The organism is Gibbsiella greigii (genome assembly GCF_039540155.1).
GTDB classification, from domain to species: Bacteria; Pseudomonadota; Gammaproteobacteria; order Enterobacterales; family Enterobacteriaceae; genus Gibbsiella; species Gibbsiella quercinecans.
Genome location: NZ_BAABEM010000044.1, coordinates 1 through 17352, shown reverse-complemented (window position 1 = coordinate 17352; position 17352 = coordinate 1). Strand labels below are relative to the sequence as shown.

The 17352-nt window shown below is 53.7% G+C and carries 20 protein-coding genes and 2 pseudogenes; 5 read left to right on the top strand and 17 right to left on the bottom strand.

All coding sequences use genetic code 11. The features are described 5' to 3' along the window. Positions 1–198: 198 nt before the first annotated feature. Positions 199–1182: a zinc transporter ZntB gene (zntB, locus tag AC559G_RS18970; RefSeq protein ID WP_498913899.1), complete on the bottom strand. Its 984-nt coding sequence runs from the start codon at positions 1180–1182 to the stop codon at positions 199–201. A gap of 255 nt (positions 1183–1437) precedes the next feature. Here zntB and AC559G_RS18965 point away from each other — a divergent pair, with 255 nt between their 5' ends. Next, positions 1438–1686 carry a hypothetical protein gene (locus tag AC559G_RS18965; protein ID WP_498913897.1) on the top strand — a complete coding sequence of 83 codons (249 nt, stop codon included), beginning with the start codon at positions 1438–1440 and terminating at the stop codon, positions 1684–1686. Between the two features lie 74 nt (positions 1687–1760). Here AC559G_RS18965 and AC559G_RS18960 read toward each other — a convergent pair whose 3' ends face one another. Together AC559G_RS18960 and AC559G_RS18955 are read right to left on the bottom strand one after the other, a co-directional pair. After that, complete coding sequence (locus AC559G_RS18960; RefSeq protein WP_498913895.1) at positions 1761–3383, bottom strand: peptide ABC transporter substrate-binding protein; 1623 nt, start codon at positions 3381–3383, stop codon at positions 1761–1763. A gap of 230 nt (positions 3384–3613) precedes the next feature. Further along, the gene (locus tag AC559G_RS18955) at positions 3614–3964 is read right to left on the bottom strand and encodes a hypothetical protein (RefSeq protein ID WP_498913893.1); all 351 of its coding nucleotides are present in this window, start codon (positions 3962–3964) and stop codon (positions 3614–3616) included. 165 nt (positions 3965–4129) lie between these two features. On the opposite strand from AC559G_RS18955, the gene mpaA reads away from it, so the two are divergent. After that, positions 4130–4837, top strand: coding sequence for a murein peptide amidase A (gene mpaA / locus AC559G_RS18950; RefSeq protein WP_498913891.1), 708 nt, complete (start codon positions 4130–4132; stop codon positions 4835–4837). A gap of 247 nt (positions 4838–5084) precedes the next feature. Then, positions 5085–5588: a thiol peroxidase gene (tpx, locus tag AC559G_RS18945; RefSeq protein WP_095848784.1), complete on the top strand. Its 504-nt coding sequence runs from the start codon at positions 5085–5087 to the stop codon at positions 5586–5588. 95 nt (positions 5589–5683) lie between these two features. Here the strand turns inward: tpx and tyrR are convergent, their stop codons facing one another. The 7 genes from tyrR to pspA form a co-directional block, all read right to left on the bottom strand. After that, positions 5684–7255 carry a transcriptional regulator TyrR gene (gene tyrR / locus AC559G_RS18940; RefSeq protein WP_498913889.1) on the bottom strand — a complete coding sequence of 524 codons (1572 nt, stop codon included), beginning with the start codon at positions 7253–7255 and terminating at the stop codon, positions 5684–5686. Positions 7256–7532: 277 nt separating this feature from the next. Beyond that, complete coding sequence (locus tag AC559G_RS18935) at positions 7533–8594, bottom strand: TIGR01620 family protein (RefSeq protein ID WP_498913888.1); 1062 nt, start codon at positions 8592–8594, stop codon at positions 7533–7535. Further along, positions 8591–9988, bottom strand: coding sequence for a YcjX family GTP-binding protein (locus AC559G_RS18930; RefSeq protein WP_498913886.1), 1398 nt, complete (start codon positions 9986–9988; stop codon positions 8591–8593). The genes AC559G_RS18935 and AC559G_RS18930 overlap by 4 nt, the downstream gene beginning before the upstream one ends. Then, entirely contained in the window at positions 9969–10235 is a 267-nt protein-coding gene (gene pspD / locus AC559G_RS18925; RefSeq protein WP_095848788.1) for a phage shock protein PspD, read from the bottom strand. Before pspD ends, AC559G_RS18930 begins: the two co-directional genes overlap by 20 nt. A gap of 91 nt (positions 10236–10326) precedes the next feature. Beyond that, a complete protein-coding gene (pspC, locus tag AC559G_RS18920) occupies positions 10327–10686 on the bottom strand; it encodes an envelope stress response membrane protein PspC (protein WP_498913883.1) in 360 nt (119 codons plus the stop codon). Further along, complete coding sequence (gene pspB, locus AC559G_RS18915) at positions 10686–10913, bottom strand: envelope stress response membrane protein PspB (RefSeq protein WP_438596897.1); 228 nt, start codon at positions 10911–10913, stop codon at positions 10686–10688. Before pspB ends, pspC begins: the two co-directional genes overlap by 1 nt. A 61-nt stretch (positions 10914–10974) precedes the next feature. After that, positions 10975–11640 carry a phage shock protein PspA gene (gene pspA, locus AC559G_RS18910; RefSeq protein WP_121552559.1) on the bottom strand — a complete coding sequence of 222 codons (666 nt, stop codon included), beginning with the start codon at positions 11638–11640 and terminating at the stop codon, positions 10975–10977. 184 nt (positions 11641–11824) lie between these two features. Here pspA and pspF point away from each other — a divergent pair, with 184 nt between their 5' ends. Continuing rightward, the gene (gene pspF, locus AC559G_RS18905; RefSeq protein ID WP_498913881.1) at positions 11825–12832 is read left to right on the top strand and encodes a phage shock protein operon transcriptional activator; all 1008 of its coding nucleotides are present in this window, start codon (positions 11825–11827) and stop codon (positions 12830–12832) included. Between the two features lie 724 nt (positions 12833–13556). Here the strand turns inward: pspF and AC559G_RS18900 are convergent. The 3 genes and pseudogenes from AC559G_RS18900 to AC559G_RS18890 form a co-directional block, all read right to left on the bottom strand. After that, a pseudogene (locus AC559G_RS18900) lies at positions 13557–13793 on the bottom strand (VENN motif pre-toxin domain-containing protein); the annotation flags it as partial. Positions 13794–14037: 244 nt separating this feature from the next. Continuing rightward, positions 14038–14481 (bottom strand): hypothetical protein, encoded by a 444-nt coding sequence (locus tag AC559G_RS18895; protein ID WP_498913879.1) that lies wholly within the window; start codon positions 14479–14481, stop codon positions 14038–14040. A 21-nt stretch (positions 14482–14502) separates the two neighbouring features. Next, entirely contained in the window at positions 14503–14640 is a 138-nt protein-coding gene (locus AC559G_RS18890) for a hypothetical protein (protein ID WP_498913878.1), read from the bottom strand. On the opposite strand from AC559G_RS18890, the gene AC559G_RS18885 reads away from it, so the two are divergent. Beyond that, positions 14596–14859, top strand: coding sequence for a SymE family type I addiction module toxin (locus AC559G_RS18885; protein ID WP_498913933.1), 264 nt, complete (start codon positions 14596–14598; stop codon positions 14857–14859). The genes AC559G_RS18890 and AC559G_RS18885 overlap by 45 nt on opposite strands. 53 nt (positions 14860–14912) lie before the next feature. Here AC559G_RS18885 and AC559G_RS18880 read toward each other — a convergent pair whose 3' ends face one another. From AC559G_RS18880 to AC559G_RS18865, 4 genes and pseudogenes are all read right to left on the bottom strand, one after another. Next, the gene (locus AC559G_RS18880) at positions 14913–15287 is read right to left on the bottom strand and encodes a CDI toxin immunity protein (protein ID WP_498913877.1); all 375 of its coding nucleotides are present in this window, start codon (positions 15285–15287) and stop codon (positions 14913–14915) included. Between the two features lie 5 nt (positions 15288–15292). Then, positions 15293–16102: pseudogene (locus tag AC559G_RS18875) on the bottom strand (VENN motif pre-toxin domain-containing protein); the annotation flags it as partial. Between the two features lie 35 nt (positions 16103–16137). After that, a complete protein-coding gene (locus AC559G_RS18870; RefSeq protein WP_498913876.1) occupies positions 16138–16395 on the bottom strand; it encodes a hypothetical protein in 258 nt (85 codons plus the stop codon). Next, the coding region (locus tag AC559G_RS18865) for a VENN motif pre-toxin domain-containing protein (protein WP_498913874.1) at positions 16382–17352 on the bottom strand (971 nt) is incomplete at its 5' end. The genes AC559G_RS18865 and AC559G_RS18870, both read right to left, overlap by 14 nt.

The following is a 17352-nucleotide window of genomic DNA, read 5'->3' as shown; positions in this document are numbered from 1 at the left end:
AAAAAATGCCGGCGTTTAGGCCGGCATCATACGAATTAAATGTGCTATGCAGTAATTCTAAAATAAGAAAGTAAGACAATTATGGAGCGCAACGCCCATCGCTTGACGTTGCATTCACCTGCGAGATCAAGAATGCCGTAGTTTGCCCGGCCAAATATTGATTTTGCTCAATAGAAAACCGAATTATCCCCGCTTTCGCTACAGCCAACGGCTGCGTTTCAGCCACCAGGCGACGCCCAGCACCAACCCCACCAGCATCAGGCAAAAGATGGCGAATCCGTAATTATCGGTATTCCCCGGGATCCCGCCCAGGTTTACGCCAAACAGCCCGGTCAGAAAGGTGGTGGGCAGGAACACCATCGCCAACAACGACATGGTATAAGTGCGGCGGTTCATGGCATCCGCCATTACCGTGGTGATCTCATCGGATAACACCGCGGTGCGGGCAATGCTGCTGTCCAGATCGTCCAGCGCGCGCCCCAAACGGTCGGAGATATCCTGCATGCGGCGGCGATCGTCATTTTCCATCCACGGCAAACGCTCGCTGGCCAGGCGGGAGTAGACGTCGCGCTGCGGCGCCATGTAGCGGCGTAGCACAATCAGCTGTTTGCGTATCAGCGCCAGTTGTCCACGCTCCGGGATCTGCTGTTCCAGCAAGGCATCTTCCAGATCGATGATCTTGTCGTGCAAATCTTCAATAAATTCGCTGGCGTGGTCGGTCAACGCATCGGAAATCTCCACCAGCCAGTCGCCGCTGTTGATCGGCCCGGTGCCGCTTTGCAGATCGTTGACCACTTCATCAATCGAGTACACCTTGCGGTGGCGGGTAGAAACAATCAGCCGATCGGTCATATAAACCCGGAAAGTCACCAGTTGATCCGGCCGCGAGTCGGCATTGAAGTTTATAGCGCGCAGCGTAATCATGGTGCCGTCGCCCAGCCGGCTGACCCGTGGGCGGGTGCTTTCACCGGCCAAGGCCTCACGCACCGAATCAGGCAGCAGCGGTGTGGTGTTCAGCCATTGCGCACTGGCCGGGTGGGCGTAGTCCAGATGCAGCCAGCAAGGCTTTTCACTGGTAATTGCGGCTTCATTATCGATCGGGGTGACACCGCCCTTGCCGTCAAACTGATAGGCATAGACCGCGTCAGATACCTGTACTGTTCGCCCTTCAATGACATCCATCCGTCATCCCCTTTATTGTGCCAATACGCGTGAGTCTAGCGTTAATAGCTTACAAATCAAAGACGCAGCTGGGGAGTAATTGCCGATAACGCCACGTGCGATGTACCCCAAACGGCCACCGGCCGGCCAACGCCTTATCAATCGATAACATAATCGCATCAATTGTAATGAAGAAATAAAATAAAAGATTAACATAAGTTTGTTTAACCTCACTGATATGAGGTCTATACTCTATTTAACTACGAGGAGGTAGTTATGTTAAGAGATCACTTAAAAATCGATAAAAGCTGCACATTAGAGAAAGTACGCAATATTCACCTGCATAACCAAGGCCAAGAAGAAATCAGCGAATTTATTGTCAAAGACGCTACCGGCAAGCCGGTGGGCAAGGTTTCGGTACACGATCACTTCAGCACCCGCCGCTCTTACCCCACCTATTACCGCGTGACGCAAACCGATATGGCCGGGCATGTTGTCGTTGATATCATGCCGGATCGCCTCTGATAGCAACACACTGATTCTCTCCCCCGCCTTATCCGCAAAGGGGCCGCAATGACCCCTGGCACCGATAAACGCGTTTAGTGCTTGATGATATACATCGTGTGGCTGTACGCCACGTCTTCCGGATTGGTGATCGGGTAGCCTTTTACCCAAGGCTTAATCAAACGCCCATTGGTGTATTGATAAATCGGCGCAATCGGCGCCTGTTCGGCAATGATCTGCTCGGCTCGGTTGTAATCGGCGTTGCGTTCGGCAGGATCGGTTTCGCGGCTGGCCTGCTCCAACACCCGATCGTAATCGGCGCTGCGGAATTTGGCGATATTGCCGCTGTGGCTGGAAGTCAGCAATGAAAGGAACGTTGAGGCTTCGTTATAATCCCCCACCCAAGAGGCGCGGATCACATCGAAATTCCCGCTGTTGCGGCTATCAATGTAAGTTTTCCACTCCTGATTTTGTAGTTTTACCTCCACGCCCAGCTTCTTCTTCCACATCGAGGCGACGGCAATGGCGATCTTCTGGTGGCTTTCCGAGGTGTTGTACAGCAACGTCAGTTTTAACGGATTGCCTGGCCCGAAGCCTGCCGCCTGCAGCAGCGTTTTGGCTTGTGCGTCCAGCTCGGCCTGGGATTGTTGTTTCAGCAGGCCGTTGTCCGGCGTGAAGCCGGCGGTCACGTCCGGGGTGAAATGGTAGGCCGGTTTTTCACCGGTGCCGAGTACCTTTTCGGCAATAATTTTGCGATCGATGGCATAAGACAATGCCTGGCGCACCCGCACATCGCTGGTCGGCGGCCGTTGGGTGTTGAAGGCATAATAATAGGTGCCGAGCTGATCCGGGGTGTACACCTGGCCGGGGATATCTTTCAACAGTTTCTGGTACAGGTTTTTCGGGAAAGACTCGGTAATATCGATATCCCCCGCCAGGTAGCGTTTGGTCGCGCTGGATTCCTGATTAATCGGCACAAAGGTGACCTTGGTCAGCACCGTATGGGCGTGATCCCAATAGTGTGGGTTGGGCGCCAGCACCAGCTTTTCATTCACCACCCGTTCCTGCAGCTGATAGGCACCGTTGCCGACCAGATTGCCGACTTTGGTCCAATCGTTGCCGAGCTTTTCGACCACCGCCCGCGGCACCGGGAACAGGCTGAAATTGGCGGTCAGGCTGGGAAAGTACGGTACGGGTTTATCCAACTGTACTTTAAGCGTATGGTCATCCACTGCGCTGACGCCCAGTTGATTAACCGGTTGTTTGCCGGCAACGATATCGCCGGCATTCTGGATACCGGCCAACTGTGCAAACCAGGCAAACGGCGACAGGCTTTTCGGATCCACCAGCCGCTGCCAGCTATAAACAAAATCTTTTGCCGTGACAGGGTCACCGTTAGACCAACGTGCGTCTTTGCGCAGCGTGAAAATGTAGGTCTGGTTATCGGTGGTGCTCCACGCCGTGGCCACGCCGGGGATGATTTTACCGTTGGCATCCTGGTTCACCAGGCCTTCGAACAAGTCGCGCGCCACCTGTGCTTCCGGCAGGCCCACCGCTTTGATTGGATCAAGCGAGGCCGGCTCATCCTTGATATGGCGCACGATTTCCTGCTTGTCCGCCAGCACGGTGCCGGCAGGCACCTCGGCAGCCACCGCGCTGTTGATCCCCGTACTGACAAGCACCGCGCACAGCGCCATTCGCCCTTTGATTCCCGCCATCGTCAATTATCCCCGTTAACCCTATGAATTATTTATCCTATATACCCAAAATAATTCGAGTTGCAGGAAGGCGGCAACACAGCGAACCCCCAGGAGCTTACTTGAGTAAGTGACTGGGGTGAGCGAGGAAAGCCAACACACCTGCAGCTTGAAGTATGAAGGGTATAGCACAAGATCGGCACCCACTAGCGCTTTAGCGGGGCGTTCAATACCAACCCACGGCTGGCGGCTTAGTCGTACAGGTGAATACTGGCGATCTGGTAGCAGAACTCTTCACCATCTTCGTCATCATAAATGGTGAAGTAGCCTTTTTCCGCCAGCGGGCTTTGTTGAATGTCAATGCGCTGCAACTGCCGGGCATTGATATCGTCATAGCCGTAATCCAGATAAAAGGCGGCATTTTGGTAGTCGATATGCAGCGTGAACGGATAGTTGGATTCGTCACCGCGGCCATCGTCGTTTCTCACTACGCCAAACCACTCCCCCTGGCGGATCTGTTTTTCATCATCCACACCGCACAGCAACGTCAGGCTGTCATTTTCGTTTTCGGTGTAGCGGGCAGTTATTCTGGCAATGGGCATAGAACGTCCTCTTGGTAGGGTTAGGCTGATGCCTGGATAGTATAACAACAGCGTAAACGCATAGGCATCAGCGACACAGTAAACATTATCTGTCGCTGGCGGCACAAGCCTAATACACTGAATAAAATAATAATCACCTTTTTTCTGGTGCACGGAGCGATAACCATGATCCCACAACGCCCACGCAGTGAACGCGGCCAATTGACTGTAGCCGGTGAAAGCTATGGCAAATCGTTATTGGGCGCACCGCTGCTGTATTTCCCTGCGGCAACCGGCACCACCGAAGCCGGGCTGGTGCTGGCCGGTACCCACGGTGACGAAACCGCCGCCGTGGTGGCGCTATCATGCGCGCTACGCAGTATTGCGCCCAACCAGCGCCGGCACCATGTGGTGTTGGCCGTGAACCCCGACGGCTGCCAACTGGGGCTGCGGGCCAACGCGAACGGCGTGGATCTCAACCGCAACTTCCCCGCCGCCAACTGGCGCTCCGGCGATACGGTTTACCGCTGGAACAGCGCGGCCAAGACGCGGGACGTGCGGCTTTCCACCGGCGGCCGGCCAGGCTCGGAACCGGAAACCCGAGCGCTGTGCCGCCTGATCCATAGCCTGAAGCCGCAGTGGGTGGTTTCCTTCCATGAACCGCTGGCGTGCATTGAAGATGCCGGCAGCTCGCGCCTTGGGATCTGGCTGGCGCGCCAGTTTGCCCTGCCGCTGGTGAGCAGCGTTGGTTATGAAACGCCGGGATCGTTTGGCAGTTGGTGCGCGGATTTATCGTTGCCGTGCATTACCGCAGAACTGCCGCCAGTTTCCGCCGACGCGGCCAGTGAACAATACCTTGAGGCGATGGTGGCACTGTTGGCCTACCGCGCCTGACCCTGCTTTCGGGCAAGCCGTTGGCAGTTACGGCCGGTTGATTTATGGCGCAGTTTAACCTGGCAGACACAGTCTATTAGCAAACTTTATATATCCAATTTACCCATGTTGACATAAACTTGCGTCACGAGTAAGCCGCAGGCGGCGCCCCCGAACAGCAGTCAATCGCCGCGGGCGCGGCCCGGCGCAGGCGATATTCATATCGGCTGTGCCCTTTGTTATCAACACCTGTAAAAGGAATCCAGCAATGACCCAGACAGTACATTTTCAAGGCAACCCGGTAACCGTTGATGGTAAACTGCCGCAAGCTGGCGAACAGGCCAAGCCTTTCACGCTGGTCGCCAAAGACCTGTCCGACGTAACGCTGAATAGCTTCGCGGGGAAACGCAAAGTTCTGAACATTTTCCCAAGCATTGATACCGGCGTCTGCGCCACATCCGTGCGCAAATTCAACCAATTGGCCAGCGAATTGGATAACACCGTGGTGCTGTGCATTTCTTCCGATCTGCCGTTTGCCCAGTCCCGCTTCTGCGGCGCGGAAGGGTTGACCAACGTGGTTACCCTGTCCACCCTGCGTGGCGCCGAATTCAAACAGGATTACGGTGTGGCGATCGCCGCAGGCCCGCTGGCAGGCTTGACTGCGCGCGCGGTGGTGGTGTTGGACGGCCAGGATAAGGTGATCTACAGCGAACTGGTGAATGAAATCACCAACGAGCCTGATTACGATGCAGCGCTGGCGGCACTGAAATAAAGCGCCAGAAGCCAGGCATTTCTTGGTTTGAATAAACAATAAGCAGCGCAACCGCGCTGCTTATTTGTTTTATCGACGCATTGCGCGGCGCGGCGTTATTCTTCGCCGTCGTCTGCCGCCTTACGATTGCCCAGCCCATACTCGCGCAGCTTGTTGGCGATCGCCGTATGGGATACGCCCAGCCGCTTTGCCAGCTTGCGCGTGCTCGGGTAGGTGCGATACAGGCGCGTCAGCACCGAGCGCTCAAAACGCTTGCTGATATCGTCCAGCGACCCATCCAGCGCCTCATCGCCCAGCGGTATTTCCGATTCAAACTCCGGTAGCACAATATCCTGCGGGCGCAGTTCATAGCCTTCGGTTTGGGTAAGCGCACGGTAAATGGCATTCTTCAACTGGCGCACGTTACCAGGCCAGCCGTATTTACTTAGGAAGGCATTCAGATCGTTAGAGAGCTTTGGCCGCGCCACGCCCTGCTCGTCGGCAAAGCGCGCCACAAACAGTTCGGTCAATGGCATGATGTCCTGCGGGCGTTCGCGCAGCGGTGGGATGTTCAGCGCCAGCACGTTAAGGCGGTAGTACAGATCTTCACGGAACTCGCCGCGCTGCACCAGTTCGATCAGGTTTTTCTGCGTGGCGCAGATCACGCGCACATCCACATGCACTTCGTGCTCTTCACCCACGCGGCGGAAGGTGCCGTCGTTGATAAAGCGCAGCAGTTTGGCCTGCATCCGCGGCGACATCTCACCGATCTCATCGAGCAACACCGAGCCGCCGTTCGCCTGCTCAAAAAAGCCTTTCTTGCCTTCGGCCGCCCCCGGATAGGCGCCCGGCGCATGGCCGAACAATTCGCTTTCCGCCACGTCATCCGGCAGGGCTGCACAGTTCAGCGCCAGGAAGGGCTGCTTGCCGCGCGGGCTGCGCAGATGGCAGGCGCGTGCCAGGATGTCTTTACCGGTGCCGGTTTCGCCAATCAGCAGCAGCGGCGCATCCAGCATCGCCAATTTGCGCGCCTGTTCCAGCACCTGGCGCATTTTCGGGGCGGTGGCGACGATATGCGCAAACTCGCTGTCGTCATTAACCGCCAGGTTCTGCAACTGGCGCCCCATGCGCGCGGTGGATTTCAGCATCACCACGGCGCCGACCGTCGCCTGTTGCTGGCTTTCGTCTTCCAGGCAAATCGGCGTGATCTCCATCAGGAAATCCTGGCTGCGGATCACCACCCGCTCGGAGTGCGGCGTACTGTTGCCGGTTTCCAGCCAGCGGCCAAAATTATACCCGCCGATCAGCGCCCCGGCGGTCTGGTTGCGCAGCTTGTCCTCATCCAGGCAAAACAGCGCCTGCGCCGCCGGGTTAGCCAGTTCAACCTTCCCTTTCATATCAATGGAAAATACCGGTTCCGGCATCGATTGCAGCAACGCGCGCAGCGAGCGGTGCTCATGTTCCGAAGGCATAAAGCTCACGGTGCGCACATCGGTCACGCCGTCGATACGGCGGATCTCCATCATCAGCGCACTGAAGGTGTCAAAATCCAATTGGGCAAAGTTCAGGTAAATTCGGCCGATCGGCGCGATCTCGATACCGCGCAAATCGATATTACGCAAAACCAAAAGATCGAGCAGCTCTCGGGCCAGGCCGAGCCTGTTTTCGCAAAATACTTCCAAACGCATCAGTAAGACCTTCTCTTTGCAGGTGCGGATAACTGGCAACGATAATACTCTCTCCCTCTGCGGGGAAGAAGCCATCTGTCAGCAAAAGTTGACAGGAATCCGTATTCGCGCGCTTTCCGATGGCTTTTGCACCAGGCAAGCGACAATCTGCGATGATTTACCCCACGGCTGGTGGATGATTGCAAGGGGCGGCGGTTTTTTAGCGCAACATCTCACGGGCGGCACATTAAGCTTACGCCGCGGTGTTGGCTGCGCCCGGCCAGGCGCAGCCGGCGGGCTATTTATCCTTTTTGCCCCCTTTCGCCATCACGTCTTTCAACTGGCCGATCAACTGGCCACGGAAATCAGACAGCTTTGGCTTATCGCCATCCAGCCACGGCAACGGGCGGCACAGCTCCATCGCCTTTATCCCAAGGCGCGCGGTCAGCAGGCCGGCGCCGATGCCCTGCGCCGCGCGGGCGGAAAGGCGTGCCGCCAGATCCTGCGATACCCAATCCATCCCCACTTCTCGCACCAGTTCCGAAGCGCCGGCAAAAGCGATGTTGAGTAACACCAGCCGGAACAGCCGGATACGGCTGAAATAGCCCAGCTCAATGCCGTATATCGCCGCGATACGGTTAATCAGGCGGATATTGCGCCAGGCGATAAACGCCATGTCCACCAGCGCCAGCGGGCTGACGGCGATCATCAACGTCGATTCCGCTGCCGAGCGGCTGATTTCCCGCCGTGCCTGTTCGTCCAGCACCGGCTGCACCAGGCTGGCGTACAGCGCCACCACTTCACGATCGTTTTGCGTTTCATGCAGCGATGCCTGCCAGCGCTGCAAAGCCGGGTGGCCCTGATCCAGGCCGGCCTGGCGCGCCAGTTTCTCGCAAAACGCCCGCCCCTGGCCCAGGCCGTGGCTGTGCAGCAATTCACGTGCCACGTCGCGCTCCTGCGCGCGCTGGCGCAGGCGGTACAGGCGGCGCCATTCGGTCGCCAGCGCCCCCACGCCGGCAAAGACGATCAAACCGCCGGCGACGCCGCCGCCAAGAGCGCTCCAATCCTGCTGTACCCAGGCGTTATGCAGCCACTGTACGCCCTGCGCCACTACACTGACGCCGAACAGCGCCAGCCCGGCGTTAACCATCTTGCGCCACAGGCTGCGTTTAGGTTTCAGCGCCGCGTTAACGATGCCTTCAGCGCGCCCTTCCTCATCCTCCAGTTGGCGTTCCGGCTCGGCCGGGTGAAAATATTCCGCCTGGTTTTCGTCGAAGGTCAGGCCCGAACGGAGCGGCGGCTCTTGCGGCGGCTGCAAAGGCGTTTCGAAATCAATACGGGGTTTCAATGGTTCGCTCATCGCAACTTATCTCCCAGTAAAAACGCCATCACGGCATCCAGCCGGATATGTGGCAACGGACTATCCGGGCTCATCGGGCGTGGGCGAAAGGCGTCAAAGTGGAACCCCTGGTTTTGCCAAAACGGCAGCCCCGGCAAGCGTGCCGGCACTTCGCCGGGAAAGACCGTCAGCGGCGCGCCGTCTTCCAGGCGATTGCCCTTCAGCGCCGGAATAAGCTGGCCCTGATATTCCACCATGCCGCTTTCGGTCGCCTGCACCGAAGCCAGGCCGACGCAGTCCATGCTGATGCCTTCGAAAGCGGCGTTTTGCCACGCTTCCTGCACCAGCTGCTGCAACAGCGAAACCAGATTGGCGTGCTGATCGGCAGTGATGTGGTCGGCCTTGGTGGCGGCGAACATCAGCTTGTCGATGGTGGGGGAAAACAGACGGCGAAACAGGGTGCGTTTGCCATAGTGGAAACTTTGCATCAGTTGGGTCAACGCCAGGCGCATATCGTTGAACGCCTGTGGCCCGCTGTTGAGCGGTTGCAGGCAATCAACCAAGACGATCTGGCGATCGAAGCGCACAAAGTGCTCTTTATAAAAATCTTTAACGACCGACTGGCAATAGTAGTTAAAGCGGGTGCGCAACATCCCGAAATAGCTTTGTTTATCCGCCTGGGCCAGCTTCGTTTCGCCGCTGTCATCAATATTCGGCCACGGGAAAAACTGCAACGCCGGCGCCCCGGCCATATCCCCCGGCAGCACAAAGCGCCCGGGCTGGATAAAATGCAGCCCTTCGGCTTTGCAGCGCAGCAGGTAGTCGGTATAAGCCTGGGCAATCGCTGCCAGCCGGCTTTCATCCGCGGGCGCCAGCGGATCGAGGGTTTGGCACAGCGCCAGCCAGGGTTTGGCCCATTCGGCGCGCTCGCCCTGCAACAGCCCGGCCATCTGGCGGGACCAGACCAGGTAATCCTGCTCCAGCATCGGTAAATCGAGCAGCCATTCGCCGGGGTAATCGACAATTTCCAGGTACAGGGTGGATGTCTCTTTGAAATGGCGCAGCAGCGAATCAGTGGAGCGGTAGCGCAGTGCCAGGCGGATCTCGCTCACGCCGCGCGTCGGCGTCGGCCAGCTCGGCGGCACGCCGTACAGTTGCGCCAGCCCTTCATCATAGGTAAAGCGTTGAATGCCCAGATCGCGTTGCGGAATACGTTTCACGCCCAGCAAGCGCTCCTCGCGTGCGGGCGAAAACAGCGGCAAGCGCGCGCCGCTGTGAATATGTAGCAATTGGTTGACGAATGCGGTAATAAAGGCCGTTTTGCCGCTGCGGCTCAGGCCGGTGACGGCCAAACGCAGGTGGCGATCCATCCCCCGGTTGACCAGTGCCGTTAACTCATTTTGCAGTCGTTTCATTGTTCTCCTTGGCAAAGCGCCCAAAGGCCTTGGTTAACCCTTTGCGAAACATCGGTTCCAGTATCATAGCCAGGATCAGGCGCAGCGGCTTGCGGCTAACGGTTTTCAGCAGCCATGAGGTGGCGCCCGCTGGCCCATAGCTCATTAGCGCTATGATGAGCACTTTCGCCAGTGTCTTCAACACTGCACCTGCCCCTTGTTTAAATGCATGCGATTTTGGGGCGTTCGCGCTTAAGGTTTTCGTCATTATGCTTGCCCTCCGGCATTAGATGTGGGGAAACAGGCGCACCTAAGGCCCGCCATCCGGCATGATGCGGGCCTTTGATGGGTAAGGCGGGTTACAGATTGCGAAAGTGGCTGCGCACGCCGAAGGCGTCGGATGTGACATAACGTTCGATCTGGCGCAACTGTTGTTCGCCGCTGCCCAACTCATACTCCAGTTGATCCAACAACTGGCGCGGCGTTTTCTGCTGTTCGCCGGCAAAGCTGCTGGAGGGCGCTTCGTCCAGCACAAACGCCAGTACGATATAGGCCACTACGGTAAAGAAAAACAGCCCGAAAAACAGCGACAGCACCACGATCACGCGAATCAACCGCACCGGTACGTCCAGATAGTGCGCCAGGCCGGCGCAAACCCCTTTCAGCATGCCCTCTTCCGGCACGCGAAACAGTTTTTTACTGCCCAACGGATTGCTCATTAAGACTGTCTCCAGTTCGGGTGTTCTGCGTCCAGAATGTCTTCCAGCGCCTGAATGCGCTCGCGCATACGTTTGGCGTTGTCCGTCAGTTGCGCCAGGCGTTGCATCTCCTGGCCGCTGAGTTGCATACCATTCTGCTGGCGATTGCTGTAATGCAGCCAAAGCCAAATCGGTGCGACAAACAACACGAAAATTGTCAACGGGATGGCAAGTAACAAGGCAGTCATTGGTTTTCCTTCTTATTCATCTTGATTGGGCGGCCACACTCACTGTGGCCACGCCGTTACGTTACTCTGAACGGTTCATTTTTGCTTTTAGCGCCGCCAGTTGTTCGCTGATGGCGTCATCCGCTTTCAGTTCAGCAAACTCCTGATCGAGCGATTTCTTTTTGCCGATGCTGACGCTTTCCGCTTCGGCTTCCATGTGATCGATGCGCCGCTCAAACTGCTCAAAACGCGCCATGGCTTCATCCAGCTTGCCGCTGTCCAACTGGCGGCGCACGTCGCGTGAAGAAGACGCGGCCTGGTGGCGCAACGCCAGCGCCTGTTGGCGGGCGCGGGTTTCGGTCAGTTTGTTTTCCAGTTCGCCAATCTCGCCTTTCATGCGGCTCAGGGTTTCTTCCACCGCGGCCACTTCGCTGCTGAGCGTGGTAATCAGATCGGCGACCTTTTGTTTTTCGATCAGTGCCGCACGGGCCAGATCTTCCTTATCCTTACGCAACGCCAGTTCGGCCTTGTCCTGCCAGTCGCTGAGCTGGGTTTCCGCCTGCTCAATACGGCGCAGCAGGTGTTTTTTCTCTGCCAGCGCCCGAGCCGAGGTTGAACGCACTTCAACCAGCGTATCTTCCATCTCCTGGATCATCAGGCGCACCAGTTTTTGCGGATCCTCCGCCTTATCCAGCAGCGTGTTGATGTTGGCGTTCACGATATCGGCAAAACGAGAAAAAATACCCATAATTCACTTCCTCTTTGTTTCTGGCGGCGTCTACAGCGCCACATGAGTTGGTACAGCTTGCTACTGGATTAATCAAAACCCGTGCCAACTTTTATTGTATTGAAATTTAAGTAATATTTATTTTTGACTCTCTGGCGGCATGCTGTAGAGTGAGTATTTTCACCAAACATTGGCGAATTTTATCATGACGACACCGATCGAAAACCTGCTGGGCGAGGCCAACTCGTTTGTCGAAGTACTGGAACAGGTTTCGCAACTGGCCAAACTGGATAAGCCGGTGTTGGTGATTGGCGAGCGCGGCACCGGTAAAGAGCTTATCGCCCATCGGCTGCATTACCTTTCCAACCGCTGGCAAGGGCCGTTTATTTCACTTAACTGTGCGGCGCTCAATGAAAATCTGCTGGATTCCGAGCTGTTCGGCCACGAGGCAGGCGCCTTTACCGGCGCACAAAAGCGCCACCTGGGGCGTTTTGAACGCGCCGATGGCGGCACACTGTTTCTTGATGAGTTGGCAACCGCGCCGATGCTGGTGCAGGAAAAGCTGCTGCGGGTGATTGAATACGGCCGGCTGGAGCGCGTGGGCGGCAGCCAGCCGTTGCAGGTGGATGTGCGGCTGGTTTGCGCCACCAATGACGATCTGCCGGTGCTGGCCGCGCAGGGCAAGTTCCGCGCCGATCTGCTCGATCGGCTGGCGTTCGATGTGGTGCAATTGCCGCCGCTGCGCCAACGCCAGCAGGACATCATGTTGCTGGCGGAGCATTTCGCCATTCAGATGTGCCGGGAGCTTTCGCTGCCGCTGTTCCCAGGGTTCACCGCCAGGGCGCGCGCCACACTGCTGGGCTACGGCTGGCCCGGCAATGTGCGCGAACTGAAAAACGTGGTCGAACGCTCCGTTTACCGCCATGGCACCAGCGACAGCGAGCTGGACGAGATCGTCATCAATCCGTTCGCACGGCACGATACGCCGCCGCCAACTGCCCAAAGCGAGCCGAATATCCGCCAGCCCGCGCTGCCGCTGGATTTGAAAGCCTGGCAACTGGAGCAGGAAAAAGCACTGCTGGAAGCGGCGCTTAAACAGGGCCGTTTTAACCAGCGCAAAGCGGCCGATCTGCTCGGGCTGACTTACCACCAGCTACGCGGAATGTTGAAAAAACATGCGTTAATGCAAAACGGCCATGACGAAGACGTATAGATGCCGAATGGGTGGCACATCACATAAGCCAGGCCTACGTCCCACAACTTAACAAAAGAATTATGGTTTCTTCCCAACGGCAGTAAACCTGGCTCGCCAACCCAAGTGGTTTTCAAAGGACGAGAGCTGGGACAATTTGGCTTTATCATTGGCCAGAAGATCGATGTGATCGCTGGGCCAGGGCAACCGATATTCGACTGGAAAATTAATGGTAACTGATTGATATACACAACAACCCCCAACCATAAAAATCAGGGGTTGCGTATCAGATCATATTAGTTTTCGTTATAAATTATGTCTTCAACAAGATTACCCCCATTGAATTTCACACTTAACATAACTTTTTTACCCAAAAAAACAGGAACAAATAAATATATCCGTCGGTCTTTTACAGCGGAAAGATAAACCCAATTATTAGTCTCATTATATTCCAGAGGAATACTCGGCCGTCCAAAGAATTTCAACACATCCTTTTTTGTGGATTAACCAATTACAATTGGTTTGCTGATAATATATTCACCGCAATATGCATTACCCTTGAAAATAATTCCGCCGCATCTCCTCTTCTTATTCGTCAAGTATAGTCATTCCTACCGACATATAAACGCCCGTGTAATTTATTTTCTATCCTCCAATGACCTCGCATGACTAAAGAAAACTTCTCAGCCGATAAATAAGCCGAGCTGATATAATAACGCACCTGCACTTCCGGTTCTTTCTTATCGTCATTAATTTCGGAGAGAAACGTTACGTTACCCATCATCTCCAGCGTGACAAGATAATCCAGTTCATCGGATGTCATCTTGTCAGCGAGATCCTTAATGGCAGCACCGGTAAGACCAACAACCCCAGCTTTTTCGCCTATCTCCAGTAACTGTTCTGCAACCTTTGTACGACACGGTGAAGCTATTACACAACCTCTGGCGACAAGGCTCATCGCATTATTCTCAACGACTATTTTTTCTATGACGCTCATGCAGCTTATTTTTCAACCATGCTCCTGCACCTAATACTACTCCTGCAATGCCCCCTTTTTTTTAATGCGATATGTAATGCATCTTCCCATGAAAAAAGGAATGTTCCATCATTAAAGTAGAAAATTGTTGATACTCCTAACTGGCATATAAAAAGAACAACAGAGATTAAAGCAGTACAGTACACAACCAAGAAAAGGAGCCAAAAAATACCAACCTTGCTGAAGAGATTCATTGCTTCTTATCCCGCTTGTCTAACTCATCTTTTACAGCTTTTCCTGTAAGTTCAGAAGCAGTAGAACCTGTAACTGCACTAATAACATCTTTTGTCACTTGATCAGTTACCGGAGGCAATGAATCAACAACTTTGCCCCCAAAACTACCAGCCGCACTACCAAAGGCATTACTTATCACACAGTTAGTCGGATCTTCCCCTTTAATCGCACTCCCAATCGCAGCACCTCCCATATTGATAGCTGCTGATGCCTGCCAACTTTTACCTGTAGTAGCGGCAGCTGTCACACCGGCGAGAATTGCATCAACATAGCAGAAAGGATCATCCCCGCTAAGTTTTACCCCCGTGTTTACACCCACACCGATTGCAGCATTGCCATTAATGGCCGAGGTCACCGCACCCAGTACCGCATGGTCCATCAGGTTGGATTCAGTGTTCACTTTGCCCGTATCTGGCGGAGGTCATATTATGAATGACCTCCGCCAGATACGGCGCACTGCCGCCGTCGCCGCCTGGATACCCTGCTGGAGCGCGCTGTCGTAGTTGTCGCTGTCCTGCTCGCTAATCAACCATGTCAGCCATTTACTTGCTGCTTTCATTACGCTTACCCTGCGTTATTTTCCCACGGATTTTGGCAGTATCATGAGTCAGAACCCGCCCCCCAAGCATTACGACACCTGAAGGTCAGCTATTACAGCCGCAGCCCCTGCCTGCACCTCAAGGGCCACTGGCTGGAAGCAGCGGGATTTGGCACCGATACCCCGGTAGTCATCACCGTTGAACACGGACAACTGCTGATACGCATTGTGGCTGAGTGACGGATAAAAGAATCCCGGCCTGTTTTAAGGGGCGGGATTTGTATTTCCTCAGGTTACTGGCTTATTCCTAAGCGAAAATCATCTGTTGGAAATAAAGGCTGAATTATAATCTCATTATTAAAAATAAATAATTTTGGTGATAACGCCGTGACATCATAAATATTTTCAGCAATCAAACTTAGCTTCGTTCGGAAAATAGGAATGCTAGCATCATCTACAAAAACAAAAACATCATCATTTATTATGGTATTTTTGTTCAACAACTCATCAACACTCTCATAATCTGAATGTTTTATTTCTGACCAAACAATATTTCCTTTTACAAGTGGATATTTATTTAAAATACCCACAACCTCCTGCTCAGCTTGCCCCTCAACTATATGAAAATCAGCACATAGTGCTTCACGACACTCATCAAATAAAGTCATTTCTTCTACCTATTTAGCTGCTTCAATATAGTTTCAAAAGACTTTTCATTACCCTCAAAAGGTATAACTTGCTTCACTGCTTTTCCAGGGCCTTTACCTTGAGAGTAATCCCATATATTAATATGGGTACCTTTTTCAGGATCATAATCAACACGCCAACCAACTTTTCCGTCGCTAGATTGACGTCCAATAATTTTTCCATTTCCAGCACTTACTTCTAAACGCCCGACAACTGGTTTAGAGTCTGCCCCTAAATTACCTACAAGGTTCAATGCCTTGTTTCGAGCAGTTTCCCAGTTTTTCTCCGGTTTTAGAGTTTGTTCAATTTTCGGTTGAGCACTTCCCTTGGCCTTACTAATCCCACCGAATGCTGCCGCCGCCGCACCCGCACCCGCACCCGCACCCGCACCCGCACCCGCACCCGCACCCGCAATAATATCTGCCTGAATATTATCCAGACCATATTCTTTCTGGAGCGCCTCAGAGACTTTGTTTGTCGCGACAACACCTTCAACCTGCATTTGTTGTGCAAAAGTCGCCGTCAGATCGTAGACCATCTTGATCGGGATATCTTCATCCAGAGCACGATCTATTGACTGTTTCACGGCCAGACTGTCGGTCAGTACGTCGCCGTATTTCTGCTGGCAAATTGTCGGACTGGTTGCACAGTCGCTGATAAGCTGTTGTTGCTGAGCGGTACTCAGTTCCTCGTACTTCTTGATAATACCGCTACAGTCACCGCCATTTGCCTAGCAGGATTTCATTTCAGCCGACCAGGCATCTATCTGTTTACTGCTCAGATAGTTATTCTCAACAACAGCCCCAACGACACGGGTTGGGATTTGCCAGCTTACTGATTTGTTTTTTTACTGCTTTTACGCTCTTGTAGCCTTGCTTTTATCCATAGTCCCAATCCAAGAGCTAAACCGATCCCCCCCCCTTTTTTAAGGGAGAGTAAAATAGTTTCTTTCCAGTTAAATTCAAAATAACCAGTCTTAAAAAAAACCAGCAACGAACCCAAATTACTTGCTATAAAACAAATGAAAAAAAACACAAAAAAGCAACGGTAGATTAGGGCAATAATTTCATATAACTTATTTTTTCTCATCTTTATGCTCCGCTTTATCAAGAGCATTTTTTGCAGCATCACTGACTATCTCACTTGCGGTAGAACCGCCAACAGCACCAATAACCTCAGCAGTACCTTCTTTAACTGCTGTCGATAACCCACCAGTAATATATTTTTCCGCTTTACTTCCCGCAACAGAACCTAGTCCAGCCCCAATAACCGAATTAGTAGGACTTTCCCCTTTAATGCCACTGCCAACCGCAGCTCCCGCCATATTTATAGCTGCTGATGATCCAATACCTTTTCCTGTCGCCGCCGCTGATGTTATCCCTGCCATTATTGCATCGACATAACTGAACGGTTCTTTTCCAGACAACTGAGATACTGTATTAACACCAACACCGATTGCAGCATTAAGCGCCATACCTTCTTTTATGGTAGTGCCTAGCACATTACCACCAAACATCAGCGGCGTGTCACCAATACTGGCATTCGATTTGTGATAGCCCCAAGTGTTCATGATTGTCTGAGCTTTAGACATTGCTTCAGAGTCAGGATTACGTTTCATGTAATCCTGTCCAGAGAGCAAACCTTTGACCAGTTCCTGCGAAACAGCAGAACCGTACTCCCTCTCCATCTCAGACGCATAAACACACAGATATCCCGCCAGTTCAGCCTGCTCAGCACTACTCATTTGTGAAGGGTCTTTAGTAAATTTAGAAACCAGTGCATCACTGCGTTTGTCGGCGTTTTCCAGCTTAATAAGTTCATTGGCGGTAGCTAATGACTTATCACCGTTCTTAATTTTCTCAACGGCCTTATCGAGTTTGTCTGAGGATGTTGCACCGAGGAAATTATTCTCAACGGTCGTCTTCCCGGCCTGTGCTGCCGTTAACGTATCCGCGTTACTTTCTCCAATCAACCCTCCTGCCAGCCCTGCCGCCAGTGTGCCCAACATGCTGATTGTCTGCTTCTCGCTTTCGCTCAGTTCGCTGG